Origin of the sequence: Pseudomonas sp. RA_5y_Pfl1_P24 (assembly GCF_963970945.1) — a bacterium.
Classification (GTDB): Bacteria; Pseudomonadota; Gammaproteobacteria; order Pseudomonadales; family Pseudomonadaceae; genus Aquipseudomonas; species Aquipseudomonas tritici.
The window spans coordinates 415,204-430,239 of record NZ_CAXAOJ010000001.1 but is presented as its reverse complement, the minus strand read 5'-3'; the positions used below and the strand labels follow the sequence as shown (position 1 = coordinate 430,239).

At 62.6% G+C, this 15,036-nt stretch carries 13 protein-coding genes; 11 read left to right on the top strand and 2 right to left on the bottom strand.

Going from position 1 to position 15,036, the window contains the following annotated elements; genetic code table 11:
- Positions 1–35 precede the first annotated feature (35 nt).
- Positions 36–920: a LysR family transcriptional regulator gene (locus tag AACY30_RS01975; RefSeq protein WP_339467654.1), complete on the top strand. Its 885-nt coding sequence runs from the start codon at positions 36–38 to the stop codon at positions 918–920.
- Positions 921–940: 20 nt separating this feature from the next.
- Here the strand turns inward: AACY30_RS01975 and AACY30_RS01970 are convergent, their stop codons facing one another.
- Entirely contained in the window at positions 941–1,654 is a 714-nt protein-coding gene (locus AACY30_RS01970) for a cupin domain-containing protein (RefSeq protein ID WP_339467651.1), read from the bottom strand.
- A gap of 22 nt (positions 1,655–1,676) precedes the next feature.
- A complete protein-coding gene (locus tag AACY30_RS01965; RefSeq protein ID WP_339467649.1) occupies positions 1,677–2,528 on the bottom strand; it encodes a GNAT family N-acetyltransferase in 852 nt (283 codons plus the stop codon).
- 1,106 nt (positions 2,529–3,634) lie between these two features.
- Here AACY30_RS01965 and AACY30_RS01960 point away from each other — a divergent pair.
- The 10 genes from AACY30_RS01960 to argE all read left to right on the top strand — a co-directional run bounded on the left by AACY30_RS01960 (position 3,635) and on the right by argE (position 14,986).
- Positions 3,635–4,303: a haloacid dehalogenase type II gene (locus tag AACY30_RS01960; protein WP_339467647.1), complete on the top strand. Its 669-nt coding sequence runs from the start codon at positions 3,635–3,637 to the stop codon at positions 4,301–4,303.
- A gap of 22 nt (positions 4,304–4,325) precedes the next feature.
- Positions 4,326–5,600 (top strand): NAD(P)/FAD-dependent oxidoreductase, encoded by a 1,275-nt coding sequence (locus AACY30_RS01955; protein ID WP_339539552.1) that lies wholly within the window; start codon positions 4,326–4,328, stop codon positions 5,598–5,600.
- Positions 5,601–5,695: 95 nt separating this feature from the next.
- A complete protein-coding gene (locus AACY30_RS01950) occupies positions 5,696–7,333 on the top strand; it encodes an ABC transporter substrate-binding protein (RefSeq protein WP_339467643.1) in 1,638 nt (545 codons plus the stop codon).
- 13 nt (positions 7,334–7,346) lie between these two features.
- Positions 7,347–8,303, top strand: a complete 957-nt coding sequence (locus AACY30_RS01945) for an ABC transporter permease (protein WP_339467641.1) — start codon at positions 7,347–7,349, stop codon at positions 8,301–8,303.
- Positions 8,300–9,175 (top strand): ABC transporter permease, encoded by an 876-nt coding sequence (locus AACY30_RS01940; RefSeq protein WP_339467638.1) that lies wholly within the window; start codon positions 8,300–8,302, stop codon positions 9,173–9,175. The genes AACY30_RS01945 and AACY30_RS01940 overlap by 4 nt, the downstream gene beginning before the upstream one ends.
- A 1-nt stretch (position 9,176) precedes the next feature.
- Positions 9,177–11,018: an ABC transporter ATP-binding protein gene (locus AACY30_RS01935; protein WP_339539550.1), complete on the top strand. Its 1,842-nt coding sequence runs from the start codon at positions 9,177–9,179 to the stop codon at positions 11,016–11,018.
- Positions 11,015–11,323 carry a (2Fe-2S)-binding protein gene (locus AACY30_RS01930; RefSeq protein ID WP_065875926.1) on the top strand — a complete coding sequence of 103 codons (309 nt, stop codon included), beginning with the start codon at positions 11,015–11,017 and terminating at the stop codon, positions 11,321–11,323. The genes AACY30_RS01935 and AACY30_RS01930 overlap by 4 nt, the downstream gene beginning before the upstream one ends.
- Positions 11,305–12,681: an FAD/NAD(P)-dependent oxidoreductase gene (locus AACY30_RS01925; RefSeq protein WP_339467633.1), complete on the top strand. Its 1,377-nt coding sequence runs from the start codon at positions 11,305–11,307 to the stop codon at positions 12,679–12,681. Before AACY30_RS01930 ends, AACY30_RS01925 begins: the two co-directional genes overlap by 19 nt.
- Positions 12,678–13,832: an NAD(P)/FAD-dependent oxidoreductase gene (locus AACY30_RS01920; RefSeq protein ID WP_339539548.1), complete on the top strand. Its 1,155-nt coding sequence runs from the start codon at positions 12,678–12,680 to the stop codon at positions 13,830–13,832. The genes AACY30_RS01925 and AACY30_RS01920 overlap by 4 nt, the downstream gene beginning before the upstream one ends.
- Positions 13,829–14,986 (top strand): acetylornithine deacetylase, encoded by a 1,158-nt coding sequence (gene argE / locus AACY30_RS01915; protein WP_339539546.1) that lies wholly within the window; start codon positions 13,829–13,831, stop codon positions 14,984–14,986. The genes AACY30_RS01920 and argE overlap by 4 nt, the downstream gene beginning before the upstream one ends.
- The last annotated feature ends 50 nt before the right edge of the window (positions 14,987–15,036 follow it).

Here is a 15,036-nt window from a genome sequence, read left to right as displayed (position 1 = left end):
TCAATCCAGGCTCATCAATCATTAAGTAAAATTGAATGATCTCCATCGAAGACCTGCGTCTCGCCGTGACGCTTGCACGTTCGGAGTCGCTGAGTGCAGCGGCCAGGGCGCTGAACGTCTCGCCGCCAGCGCTCTCCATGCGCCTGCGTAAGTTGGAGACGCTGCTGGGGCTGACCCTGGCCAATCGCGATGCGCGACGTCTCAGCCTGACGGCCGATGGCGAGCGGTTTTCGCGTGAAAGCGCGCTGCTGCTGGAACAACTCGAGGCGCTCCCGGAGTCGTTCAGGCAAAAGGACGAGAGGCTGGTGGGCACGTTGCGGCTGGCGGCTCCGTTTGGCTTTGGCCGGCAGCGACTCGCGCCGTTGCTGGCGCGCTTCATACGTTTGCACCCGCAGCTTTGCCTGCACTTGGATTTGCGTGAGACGCCCTGGCCTGACCGGCATGACAGCGACGCAGTGATTCATATCGGCCACCTCAATGACAGCCTGTGGACGGCCCGGCAACTGTCGCCGAACGAACGCTGGTTATGCGCGAGCCCGGCTTATCTGCAAGCGCAGGGCGTGCCGTCGACGCCGGACGAGCTCACGGCGCATCGCTGCATTTGCATTCGTGAAAATGATGAAGACGTCACGCTGTGGCATCTGCGCAAGGGCCAGGGGCGCAAGACGCTGCGCATCGAGCCCGTCTTGTTGAGCAACGATGGCAGCGTCGCCCGGCGCTGGGCCGAGCAAGGGCTGGGGTTGGTGCTGCGTTCGCAGTGGGACGTGAGCGACGCCATCGCCAACGGCAGCCTGGTACGGGTACTGGCCGATTGGAGTTTTGACAGCGCGCCAGTCAACCTGCTGGTGCCGTCGCGCAAGCTTCGCAGCCCGCGCGTGCAGGCGTTGGTGGCGTTTCTGGAAGAGGCGTTGAAGGTGTGATCAGCTTGCGCTGATCTCGGTTATTTCACCGCATACACCTTGCGTACGTAAACCGTACTGGTCCAGGCGCAGGGTGCGTTTTTGGCGACGAATACGGTGTCGCCGGTGTTGACGGTAACGTCGATACCTTTGTCATCCTGCAGCGTGACACTGCCTTCGAGCAGGTGCATCAACTCGTGCAACTTGTGCGGGCGGCCGTGGCGGGCGTAAGGCGTTGAGTCCCAGATACCGATGCGCAATTCGGTGGCCGCGTCGTCGAACAGGTTGAGTGCGCGGCACTGCGGCGCGGGGCCGATCAGGATCGCAGGCTCCGGGGCGGCCGAGGGGTTGAGCAGGGTGTACGGGTCGAGGAAGGTCAGGCCGGGGCAGGCAGGTGCGTCGGACAGGTCGAGGGCGCAGAACGCCCATTCACTGTTGGCACTCGCTTGTACGGTGAGGTGGGTACCACGGCCGATCACGGCGCTGGCGCCGACACCCAGTTCCAGCGTTTGTCCTGCGCTGCTGAGTACCACATGGCCGGCGTGCACCACCAGCGTCTCGCTGTGGGGGAAGTCTTCGATCACGGCTTCGCCGCTGAACTGCACCAAGCCTGCGGACACGCCATCGTCGCCCAGCCAGGCGAGTTGGCGGCTGTCGCCGAAGGGGTCACGTGCGCTCAACGCTGCGTGATCGAAGGACGTGGCAACGCGACTGCCGTCGGCGTGAGCCAACAGCAGGATTTGGGGAGATGACATGTGGAGTGCTCCGGGAGGAAAGTCAGCCGATCGCCTGGGTGATCAGGGCAAACGGGTATACACCTTGGCTGGCCTTGGGCGGCGTGCCCAGGGCCATCTGTGCGACGGTGTCGATGTTTTTCAGGCCGGCGCTCTCGAGCCAGTCGCTGAGGCCGCAGACCACGGGAATGTCGATGCGCACAAAGGCGTCCGGCACATGCGCCAGCAATGCCGCGATCAGGTGCTTGGCCTGGTCAAGGTTCTCGGCCACCACCGGGCCGATGCAGCGGCCACGGCCAAACGGGCGTAGCAGGGCGAAACCGCGTAGCTGGCCATCGCGCTCGATGCCCACGGCGTGTTCGACCTGCAGGTCGCGCAGCACTTCGCGGCGGTCCAGGCCGCTGGCGGCGTTGGCGAGGGCAAGCAGAATGGTGTGATCATCGGCGTTAAGCGCGCGGCAGGTTTCGCCTTCGGCCAGGTCCGGCAGGGCGGGTACCAGCGCCTGGCCCTGATGCTGTTGCACGCGTCCGAATTCGACAAATCCCTGGCTGGCATACAACGGCGCGCCGGCGAGGGTGGCGTTGAGGACGGGAGTGCGTGAATCGCATGCGGCGAGGGCTTTTTCCATCAGGCGACGGCCGATGCCTTGGCCTTGGTAGTCATTGCTGACGATCACCAGGCCGATAGTCGCGTAATCGCCTTGGGGGCAGGTGAAAGCGCTGCCGATCAGGCGTTCGCCGTCCATCACCACGAAGCCGTCGCTGACCCGTTGCAACATCGCCCAGTCTTCCAGGCGGTGGGGCCATTTGAGTTGCACTGACAAGGCGTGGGCGGCGGGGAGGTCGGCCACTGTCATCGGGCGGTAGGTATAAGCGGGGTGTGGCAGGGCGGACATGGCGAGGCTCCGTTTTTGCGTTGTTGGTGGGGTGCTGGGTGCTTGTATCCCACCTGTGTTGGGGGCTGGCAAGAGGGGCGGGAATATTCGGTAGATTTGGTGTGTGTTGGTGGGAGAGACCATAGTTAGTACTTAATTGCAGTGTGGGGTCAGCAGCAAATGCTAGAGGGGATTATTGAGTGCATATCCGTTATTTAGGTAACGGCTACTATTGGTTCCGCTCTTACAGCGGGTCACTTTTTGAAGAGCGCAAAAAGTAACCAAAAACGCTTCGCCCCAGATCAGGATCAAAAGCGCGGCGGCCTGAAAGCCGACCGTATTGTTTGGTCGAACTCGGTCGAAACTGTGGGAGCGGGCTTGCTCGCGAAGAGGACGTGTCAGTTGTTATATTTTTGACTGGCCCACCGCTTTCGCGAGCAAGTCGAATCGTCGCACTGCCGCTCCCACATTTAGATCTCCACATAGTAGTTGGATATCGGCCAGCTTTTGATCTATGGCGGCCTGACAGCCGACCGGTTTTGTATGTCGAACTCGGTTCAATGTGGGAGCTGGCTTGCCTGCGATAGCATCAACCGGGTCAGTCTGGTGTACCGAGTTGCCAGCATCGCAGGCAAGCCAGCTCCCACAGAAAAGCAGATCGGCAGCGCATGTCACACCTGCTTTTGATCTGGCTTGTGATCTTGATCTCAGGCACACCGAGCCTAGGCGAGGTGCCGAGTGGTGGGGCAAGAGCGCTTTGGTTACTTTGCCGCTTTTGCAAAGTGACTCGCCGTAAGGGCGAAACCAATATCAGCCGTCACCGCAGAAACGGATATGCACCCAATCCTCCAACCAAACTTTCTGCCGCCTCAACCCCCCATCCCCAAGCCTCCCCACCCCAAAATCCCCATAAAAGCGCACAAACAAAGGCTCTGCCCAAGCCTGGCGCGCACCGCAAACTCTGCTGAGCCCAACCCCCAAAACGGTGGTTTGTATTGAGCACAGGTCGTTTTAGACGGCATATGCTGATTTCACAGTGGTGTAATGAACCTGTGCTGCAACGAGGCCGACGCGCCGCCAGGGCAGCGAACGCTTGTCACATTCAACTGACTCCAGGACCGCACTCAATGAGCTTTCTTCGTCCCAAATTCATTACGTTCGACTGCTACGGCACGCTCACTAACTTTCATATGGGCACCATGACCCGCGAGCTGTTCGCTGACCGCATCACCCCTGAGCAGATGGACCAGTTCGTCAAGGACTTCTCGGCCTACCGCCTCGACCAGGTCATGGGCGACTGGCGTCCGTACGATGAAATTCTCAAGACCGCCCTGGCCCGTACCTGCAAGCGCTGGGGTATCGATTACCGCGAAGAAGGCCAGCTGTATTACGACGCAGTGCCGACCTGGGGCCCCCATGCGGACGTGCCAGCCGGTCTGTCGAAGATTGCCGACAAGATTCCCCTGGTGATCTTCTCCAATGCGATGGACAGTCAAATCATGTCCAACGTCGACAAGCTCGGCGCGCCGTTCCATAAAGTGTTCACGGCTCAACAGGCCCAGGCCTACAAGCCGCGGCTGGCAGCGTTTGAATTCATGCTCGACAACCTCGGGTGCGGTCCGGAAGACATCTTGCATGTATCTTCCAGCTTCCGTTATGACCTGATCTCGGCCCATGACATGAAGATCAAGAACAAAGCCTTTGTTGCCCGTGGCCACGAAGTGCCCGCCAATGCGTTCTATGGTTACCAGCAGATCACCGATATCGGTGGGTTGCCGGCGTTGGTCGGTCTGTAAACGCGCACCTTGAGGGTAAGACATGGGCAGTGAATCCTATTGGCTCGACACCGCACCGGCCTTTACCGGTGCCCAGTTGGGCGGCTTGCCCAAGCAGGTCGACGTGGCTGTGGTCGGCGGTGGGTTTACCGGCCTGGCGGCAGCGCGGGCGTTGGCGCTCAAGGGCGCCAGCGTCGTGGTGCTGGACGCCGGGCGCGTGAACGGTGAAGCCTCAGGGCGTAACGGTGGGCAGTGCAACACCGGCGTGGCCCAGGATTACGCCGGGCTGCACGCCAGCCTAGGTGCCGCCAAGGCGCGCGCTTATTACCAGGCGTATGAAAGCGCGGTACAGAGCGTGGTGGCGCTGGTCGAGCAGGAAGGGATCGCCTGCGACCTGGTGCGCAACGGCAAGCTCAAGCTGGCGGCCAAGCCCATGCATTACGAAGGCCTGGCCCGCACGTGCGAGTTGATCCGCCAGGAGGTGGATGCCGATGTCGAGCTGCTCAGCGCCGAACAGACCCACGCCGAAGTCAACTCGGCGCAGTTCCATGGCGGTTTGCTGCAACGCAATGGCGTGCAGATGCATGTCGGGCGCTTTGGCGTCGGGTTGGCCGAAGCGGCGGCGCGACGTGGTGCGATGATTTACGAGCACACGGCCGTCAAGGATTGGAAGGCCCAGGCCGGTGGTTATCAGGTCAATACCACCAAGGGGTCGCTGCACGCCGGGCAAGTCTTGCTGGCCACCGGCGCCTGTCAGCATGGCGACCTTGGCTGGTACCGCAGGCGCATCGTGCCGGTGGGTAGCTTCGTGATTGCTACCGAAGTCTTGCCTCAGGCGTTGATCGACCAATTGTTGCCGCAGCACCGCGCGTACGTAACCAGCCGCATGATCGGCAACTACTTTCGCCTGACCCCGGACAACCGCCTGCTGTTTGGTGGGCGTGCGCGGTTTGCCATGTCCGACAGCGTCTCCGACGCCAAGAGCGGCAAGGTGCTGCAAGCGGCGATGCTGAACATGTTCCCGCAGTTGGCGGGGGTAAAAATCGACTACTGCTGGGGTGGGCTGGTGGACATGACGTCCGACCGCCTGCCCCGCGCCGGCCAGCATGGCGGCGTGTTCCATTCCATGGGCTACAGCGGCCATGGCGTGCAGATGTCGGTGCACATGGGCCAGGTCATGGCCGACGTCATGGCTGGCAACACGGCGGCCAACCCGTGGCGTGAACTCGAATGGCCGGCGATTCCCGGGCATTTCGGCAAACCCTGGTTCCTGCCGTTCGTGGGCGCCTATTACCGTTTCCAGGACTATTTGCACTGAGTTGCCGTTGTTGCGTCACCGTCGTTTGCGTTTCCAGGACGCTCCGGACATCCGTGAGCACTCGATTCTTCCGATTATCGACAGGTAGCCTTGCTATGACAGACAACAAAAACACACCCGAGCTCATTTCCGGCCAGGAAAGCCTGCGGGTGTTTGAAAGTCTCAATCGCGGCATGTCACGCCGCAACGCTTTGCAAATGCTCGGCGTTGCCGGTGTGGCCGCCGTCGGTGCGGGCAGCCTGTTCGGCAGTGCCGGTAAGTTGTTCGCTGATGAAGCCGCCGTTGAGGGCAAAGGCAAGCCCGGTGGCAAGATCCGTGTCGCCGGCATGTCCAGCTCCACCGCCGATACCCTCGACCCGGCCAAGGGCGCGCTGTCCACCGACTACGCACGCCACTACATGTTCTACAACGGCCTGACCCGCTTTGATAAGCACCTGGTGCCGCAACTGGAACTGGCCGAGCGTATCGACAATGCCGACGCGACCGTGTGGACGATCACCCTGCGCAAAGACGTGACCTTCCACAACGGCAAGGCCCTGACGGCCGCCGACGTGGTGTTCTCGCTCAGCCGCCACAAGGACCCGCTGACCGGTTCCAAGGTCATGCCACTGATGGAGCAGTTCGCCGAGATCAAGGCCAGTGGACCGAACGAAGTGCAAATTCGCCTCAGCGCGCCAAACGCCGAGCTGCCGTCGATCCTCGCCGTGTCGCATTTGTTGATCGTTCCTGAAGGCACCACCGAGTTCAACAAAGGCATCGGCACCGGGCCATTCACCGTCGGCGAGTTTAAGCCGGGTGTGCGCTCGATTGCCGTGCGCAACAAAAACTACTGGAAACCGGGCCTGCCGTACCTCGACGAGATCGAATTCATCGCCATCGCCGACGAACCGTCGCGGGTCAACGCGCTGTTGTCGGGCGATGTGCATATGATCAACGAGGTCAACCCGCGTTCCACCACGCGCATCGCCGCCAGTGCCAAACACCGGGTCGTGGATGCGCCGTCGGGCAACTACACTGACTTGATCATTCGCCAGGACCAGTTGCCCGGCAAAAGTCCGGAATTCACTCAGGCCATGAAGCTGCTGCTCGACCGTGAGCAGGTCAAGTCCGCGGTGTTCCGTGGGTTTGCGGTGGTCGGCAACGATCACCCGATTGCGCCGGGTTCGCGTTACTTCAACACCGACTTGCCCCAGACGGTCTACGACCCGGAAAAAGCCAAGTTCCTGCTGAAGAAAGCCGGCATGGAAAGCATCACCATGCCCGTCATGGCATCGCCTGCCGCCACCGGCTCGGTGGACATTGCTGTGCTGTTGCAGCAATCGGCCAAACAGGCCGGGCTCAAGCTCGACGTGAACCGCCTGCCAAGTGATGGCTACTGGTCCAACCACTGGATGAAGCACCCGCTGAGCTTCGGCAACATCAACCCACGGCCGAATGCCGACGTGATGTTCTCGCAGTTCTTCCAGTCCAAGGCGCCGTGGAACGAATCCGGCTGGCAGAACGATCAGTTCGACCAACTGCTGATGCTGGCCCGTGGCGAAACCGATGACGCCAAGCGCGCCAAAATGTATGGCGACATGCAGACCCTGGTGCACGACCACTGCGGTATCGGCGTGCCGGTGTTCATCAGCAACATTGACGGCGTGGACCAGCGCGTCAAAGGCTACGGCACCAACCCGTTGGGCGGTTTCATGGGCTACATGTTTGCCGAGCAGGTGTGGTTGGACGCGTGAGGAGGACGGTACGATGAATAGCAATACACTGTGGTTGATCGCCCGGCGCTTCGGCGCCGGGGCCGTGACTTTGTTGATCGTGTCCATGGTCGTGTTTGCGATCACGGCGGTACTGCCGGGGGACGCGGCGCAACAATCCCTCGGCCAGTTCGCGACCCCTGAACAGGTGGCGGCACTGCGCCTGAAGCTGGGGTTGGACCAGCCCGGTGTGTTGCGGTACCTGCACTGGTTGATGAGCCTGCTCACCGGGGACATGGGCGTGTCGGTCTCCAACGCGATGCCGGTGGGTGAACTGATGGCCGGTCGCGTGCCTAACACCCTGATGCTGGCGGGCGTCACTGCACTGGTCTCGGTGCCGGTGGCGTTGGTACTCGGTATCGGCTCGGCGATGGGCCGGGGCGGGCGCATCGACAGCTGTCTGAGCTTTGTCACACTGGCCATGGTCGCGGTGCCGGAGTTTCTGGTGGCGACCCTGGCGGTGCTGGTTTTCGCGGTCAACCTCGGCTGGTTGTCGGCGCTGTCCTACGCCAGCGACATCACCTCACCGCTGCAATTCATGCGTACCTATGCCTTGCCGGTGATGACCCTGTGCTGCGTGATCGTCGCGCAAATGGCGCGCATGACGCGCGCCGCCGTGATCGACCAACTCGACAGCCCCTACGTGGAGATGGCCCGGCTCAAAGGCGTCAGTCCCATACGCATCGTGCTGCGCCATGCCCTGCCCAATGCGATCGGGCCGATTGCCAATGCCATCGCCCTGAGCCTGTCGTACCTGTTGGGCGGGGTGGTGATCGTCGAAACCATCTTTAACTACCCCGGCATTGCCAGCTTGATGGTCGATGCTGTGACCAACCGTGACATGGCGCTGGTGCAAGCGTGCACCATGTTGTTCTGCGCGGCCTACCTGGCGTTGGTGCTGCTCGCCGACCTGTGCGCAATCCTGTCCAATCCGAGGCTGAGAAACCAATGAACCCGCTCATTGCGAAATCCAAGCCCCTGTCCTCCGCCCTGGCCCTCGCCAAGGTTTCCAGCGGCCCGTCGTGGCTGGGCCTTTTGGGCGCCGTTGTGTGCGTCGCCTGGTTGCTGGTGGCGCTGTTGGGCCCCTGGCTGGCGCCACACCCGGTGGGTGAAGTGGTGTCCGATAACATCTTCGAAGGCTTCAGCCTCACTCATCCGTTCGGCACTGATTACCTGGGCCGCGACATGCTCAGCCGGGTATTGGTGGGCGCGCGATTCACGGTCGGGCTGGCGTTGGTGGCGGCGTTGTTGGCCAGTACCTTTGGCACCGGGTGTGCGCTGCTGTCGGTGGTGTCGCCCAAGTGGCTGGACGAAATCATCAGCCGCATCATGGACGCCTTCATTTCGATCCCAAGCAAAATGCTTGCACTGATCATGGTCTCGGCGTTTGGCTCGTCAGTCACGCTGCTGATCTGCACGGCGGTGATCAGTTATATCCCCGGCTCGTTCCGTGTTGCCCGCAGTATGGCGGTCAATATCGAAGCCCTGGAATATGTGCAGGTGGCGCGTACGCGCGGCGAAGGCCGTTTGTACGTGGCGTGCATGGAAATCCTGCCGAATATGCTCAACCCGGTGCTGACCGACCTGGGGCTGCGTTTCGGCTACATCGTGCTATTGCTCAGTGGCATGAGTTTTCTCGGCCTTGGCGTGCAACCGCCAGACGCCGACCTCGGCTCGCTGGTGCGCGAAAACATCGGCGGCCTCAATCAGGGCGCGCCGGCCATCATTATTCCAGCGTTGGCCATTGGCACACTGACCATCGGTGTGAATCTGTTGATCGACTACCTGTCATCACGACGCAGTCGACGCACGGGAGGCCACTGAAATGACCCAATTGATTCGCGTCGAAGACCTGCGCGTCGTTGCTGGCGACGAAGGCAGTGAGATTGAGATCGTCAAGGGTGTGAGCTTTTCCCTGGAAAAAGGTGAAGTGCTGGCACTGATCGGCGAGTCCGGCTCAGGCAAGACCACCATCGCCCTGGCGTTGCTCGGCTATGCACGGCGTGGCTGTCGCTTGTCCGGCGGGGTGGTGCAGGTGGGTGAACACGACATGCTCGCCCTGAGCGAAAAAAAGCTGCAGGGCCTGCGTGGAAACCGCGTGTCCTATATCGCCCAAAGCGCCGCCGCCGCGTTCAACCCGGCGAAAAAACTCATCGACCAAGTGGTAGAGGGCGCGTTGATCCATGGCCTGGGCACCCGGGCCGAGTTGCAAGCCAAGGCCATCGGCTTGTTTCGTGACCTTGCCCTGCCCAATCCCGAGCGCATCGGCCGGCGTTACCCGCACCAGGTTTCCGGCGGGCAACTGCAGCGAGTGATGGCGGCGATGGCGCTGATCAGCGACCCGCTGCTGGTGGTGCTCGACGAGCCGACCACAGCGCTGGACGTGACCACCCAGATCGACGTGCTGCGCGCATTCAAACGCGTGGTGCGCGAGCGTGGCGCGACGGCGGTGTATGTGTCCCACGACCTGGCCGTGGTTGCGCAAATGGCCGACCAGATTGTGGTGCTCAACGGTGGGCAAATCCTCGAGCAGAGCGCCACCGCGCCGCTGCTCAAGACCCCGGCCCATGAATACACACGCAGTTTGCTGGCCGCCGCGCGGCCGGATACCACTATTCGCCCGCCCTGCGGGATTGCCGAAGACGTACCGCTGCTGACCATCAGCGGCCTCACCGCCGGTTACGGCAACAAGAACATGCAGGGCATGCCGGCGATTCGGGTGCTGGAAGACATCGACCTGACGGTGCGTCGCGGCCAGGCCATCGGTGTGATCGGTGAGTCGGGCTCCGGCAAATCCACCCTGGCGCGTGTGGTCGCGGGGCTGTTGACCCCGGCCATCGGAGGGCTGACGTTTGACGGCCAGCCGCTGGGCGGCAGCCTGTCTGAGCGCACCCCGGAACAATTTCGACGCATCCAGATGGTGTTCCAGAACGCCGACACCGCCCTCAACCCGGTGCACAGCGTGGCGACCATCCTCAGCCGCCCGTTGAAGATGTATTTTGGCCTAAAAGGCCCAGCGCTACAGGCGCGTATCGGCGAATTGCTCGACCTGGTGCGCCTGCCGCGCACCCTGGCTGAACGTCGGCCGAATGAACTTTCCGGCGGGCAAAAACAACGGGTCAACCTGGCCCGCGCGCTCGCCGCCAAGCCTGACCTGATCCTGTGCGATGAAGTCACCTCGGCCCTCGACACCGTGGTCGGCGCCGCGATCCTCGAGCTGCTGCGCGACCTGCGCCAGCAACTGGGCGTGTCCTACCTGTTTATCAGCCACGACATCTCCACCGTGCGCGCGCTGTGCGATGACATCGTGGTGATGTACAGCGGCCATAAAGTGCAGGCCGGCAATCGCCAGTCGTTTGCCGAGCCACCGTTCCATCCGTACACCGACCTGTTGATTCACTCGGTGCCTGAATTGCGCCAGGGGTGGCTGGAAAGCTGCGGCACCACCTGCGCGACACTGCCGCCGATTGGCGAGCGGGCCAACGTGCCGGAACTCTGCACCTTCCTCAGTCGCTGCCCGGTCCGGGTCGACGGCCTGTGCAACCGCTCCGCGCCGAACCGGCGCACCTTGGACAACGGCGGTGAAATTCTCTGCCACCACGACAGCGCCCAGTTGCTGAACACCCAGCAGGGCGTCATTACCATGACCTTGGGAGCGTATGCATGAAAGGGCGTTTTGTGAGACTGGCCGAACAGGGCCGGCCGACGGTCAGCCTGACCGTGGATGGCGCACCGGTCGAAGCCTTGCAAGGCGATACCTTGATGGTCGCGCTGCTGACCCAGGGCAACGCCTTGCGCCAATCGGAATTCGACAGCGGGCGCCGCGCCGGCTTCTGCCTGATGGGCGCGTGCCAGGATTGCTGGGTGTGGACCCGCAGCGGCGAACGCCTGCGGGCTTGCTCCAATGAGGTCCGTGACGGACTGGACATTGTCACCACACAACCGGAGGCGACATGGCCACTGCACGGGTAATTATTGTCGGCGCCGGGCCGGCCGGTGTTCGCTGCGCACAAACCTTGCTGGCGGCCGGTATCCAGCCGATCGTGATCGATGAAAATCGCCGCGACGGCGGGCAGATCTACCGTCGCCAGCCAGACGGCTTTACCCGCGATTACACGACGCTGTACGGCACTGAAGCAGCCAAGGCCCAGGCCCTGCACCAGAGTTTCGACCGCCTGCGCGACGCCATCGACTATCGCCCCGACACCCTGGTGTGGAACCTCACGCCGGGGCAGTTGTGCTGCGTGAGCCAGGGCCGCCACAGCACAGTGGATTACGACGCGCTGATTCTTTGCACCGGCGCCACCGACCGCTTGATGCCCATTGAGGGTTGGCACTTGGCGGGCACCTATAGCCTGGGCGGCGCGCAGATCGCGCTGAAAAACCAGGCCGTGTCCATTGGTCATCGCGTGGTGTTCATGGGCAGTGGGCCGTTGCTGTACCTGGTCGCGAGCCAATACGTCAAAGCCGGCGCCGAAGTGGCAGCGGTGCTCGACACTTCGCCGCTGAGCCTGCGCCTCAAAGCCTTGCCCAAACTGCTGGCGCGCCCGGCAGTGCTGTTCACCGGGATCAAGCTGCTTGCACAACTGTATCGGGCCAAAGTCGCAGTGCACCTGGGGATCAAGCCGCTGCAAGTCATGGGCGATGCGGCCAATGGCGTGATGGGCGTGCGGTTCACCACGGGCAGCGGACGGACTGAGACGGTGCAAGCCGATGCAGTCGCGCTGGGTTACCACCTGCGCCCGGAAACCCAACTGGGCGACCTCGCCGGGTGCGCCATGGCATTTGATCATGCGTCCAGCCAGTGGTGGCTGGCGACCGATGAGGCCGGGCGCACGTCGGTAAAGGGCGTGTATGCGGCTGGCGACGGTTCGAAAATTCGTGGTGCGGATGCCGCCGAGCACGCCGGGCGCCTGGTGGCGTTGGCGCTGCTGGAAGATCTGCAGAAACCGATCAATGCAGGTTTACGTGATGAACAACAGCAGGCCCTGGCCGTGATGGATCAGTTCCGCCTTGGCTTGGCCGAAGCGTTCCCGTGGCCCAGCGAACAGGCCAAGGCGCTGCCGGACAGCGCCATTGTGTGCCGCTGCGAAATGATCAGCGCCGGTGAATTGCGCCGCACGGTGAGCGAGAAGGGCGCCTGCGAGGTTAACCGCGCCAAGGCGTTCAGCCGCGTGGGCATGGGCCGTTGCCAGGGGCGTTATTGCTCCCAGGCCGGCGCCGAAGTGATCGCCGCCGCCGCCGGTGTGCAGGTGCAGGAAGTCGGCCGCCAGCGCGGCCAGGCACCGGTTAAACCGTTGTCGATGCTCACCGAGGAGGTTTCGCCATGAGCGTGCAAAAAGCCGATGTGGTGATTATCGGCGGAGGCCTGATGGGCTCGGCGACCGCGTTTTTCCTGCGGCGTCGCGGGCAGTCGGTGATCCTGCTGGAGCGTGACCAGATCGGTCAGTACGCCAGCGGCGTCAATTTTGGCAATGTGCGCCGGCAGGGGCGGTTCCTCGGCCAACTGGCCCTGGCCAACCGCTCCTGGGCCTTGTGGAAACGCTTGCCGGAGCTGATCGACGATGACCTGGAGTTCATCCCCAGCGGGCATATGCGCGTGTGTTATCGCGAAGATGAAATCGCCGAGTTGGAGGCCTATGCCGCCGCGCCGGAAGCTGCGCAACTGGACCTGAAAATCTATCGTGGCGCCGAGTTGCGTCAACGCTTCGGCTTCCTCGGCCCGGACGTTAAGGGTGGCTCCTACGCACCCCATGACGGCCACGCCAACCCACGTCTGGCTGCACCGGCGTTTGCCCGTGCCGCCAAGCGTCTGGGCGCGCAGATCGAAGAGCGCACCGAAGTGGCTGAGGTGCAGAAAGTCGGCGCCGACTTCCATCTCACCACCACCGACGGCCGCCAGTTCCAGGCCGCGCAACTGCTGATCACCGCCGGCGCCTGGGGCCAGAAACTCTCGGCGCAGTTTGGCGAGCCGGTACCACTGGACACCCATGGCCCGCAAATGGCGGTGACTGAACCGGTGCCCTATGCGCTGCCAACAGTGATCGGCGTGTACACCAAGATTCCCGAGGAAGTGATCTACTTCCGCCAGATCCCGCGTGGCAACATCGTCATCGGCGGCGGCTACCGCAGCAAACCCGACATGCTTAACCGCCGCGCCTACGTGGAACCGCGCAGCATCCTCAATCAGGTCAACCAGATGCGCCGCCTGCTGCCAGGCGTAGGCAACCTGAACATCGTTCGCGTGTGGAGCGGCATCGAAGGCTATCTGCCGGATTCGTTGCCGATAATGGGGCCCAGCGGCACCGTCGACGGGCTGTTCTATGCCTTCGGTTTTTGCGGCCACGGCTTCCAGCTCGGCCCTGGCGTGGGGGATGTGATGGCCGAACTGCTCAGCACCGGTAGCACCAGCACGCCCATCGAGCCGTTCTCCATCACCCGCTTTGCGGTACCTGCCGAACAACGGAGCCAGGCCTTATGAAACCCCGCGTCCTCGAGATTCTCAAACAACTGATAGCCTTCGACACGGTGTCATCGGAATCGAACATGGCCCTGATCGACTACGTGCGCGGCCTGCTGCTGGGCAAAGGCATCGAGTCGTTGATCGTCAAGGACCAGAGCGGCAAGAAGGCCAACCTGTTCGCCAGCACCGGGCCTAAGGATCAGCCTGGCGTGTTGCTGTCCGGGCACACCGACGTGGTGCCGGCAGCAGGGCAGGCGTGGACCTTTCCCGCCTTTGCCGCCACCGTGCAGGACGGACGCATCTATGGCCGGGGCAGTTGCGACATGAAGGGGTTTATCGCCCTGGCCATCGACGCCATGCTGGATGCCGCCGACCATCACCTGAACCGCCCGCTGCAACTGGCCCTGTCCCATGACGAAGAGATCGGTTGCGTTGGGGTGCGGCGCTTGCTCGACGTGTTGCACCTGGCACCGGTGCGACCCTTTTTGTGCGTGATTGGTGAACCGACCACTATGCAGTTTGTACTCGGCCACAAGGGCAAGGGGTCCTACCGCACTTTTTGCCGGGGCCAGGAGGCGCATTCGTCGCTGGCGCCGCGTTCTGTCAACGCGATCCATGTCGCCTGCGACTTTATCGCCGCCCTTCGCGAGAGCCAGCAGCACCTGCAACAACAGGGCGCCCAGGACAGCGACTACGACGTGCCCTACAGCACGGTACATGTCGGGCAGATTGTCGGCGGCAAGGCGCTGAACATCGTGCCCAACCTGTGCACCTTGGATTTCGAGGTCCGCAACTTGCCGGCTGACGATCTGGATCAGTTTCTTGAGCAGATGCGCGAGCGTGCCGAAGTGATCGTGCGTGAGGCGCAGAAGCTGTCCAGCGTGGCCGCCATCGAGATTGAAACCGTCAACGTCTACCCTGGCCTCGACACGCATCCCAGCGTCGAAGCGGTGCGCTTCCTCAAACAGTTCGCCGCGCCCGACACCGGCACCTCCAAGGTCTCGTTCGGCACCGAGGGCGGCCTGTTCAAGCAGCGTCTGGATGTGCCCGTGGTGGTGTGCGGGCCAGGCTCTATCGAGCAGGCGCACAAGCCCGATGAGTTTATCGAGATCAGCCAGATGGACGCCGGCGAGCGCTTTTTGCAGGGCTTGCTGGGCTCGCTTACGGCTTAGCAGAGCCTGCCGTCCTGGGGTGAATTTCAGCACGGCACGCTGCTGTAACT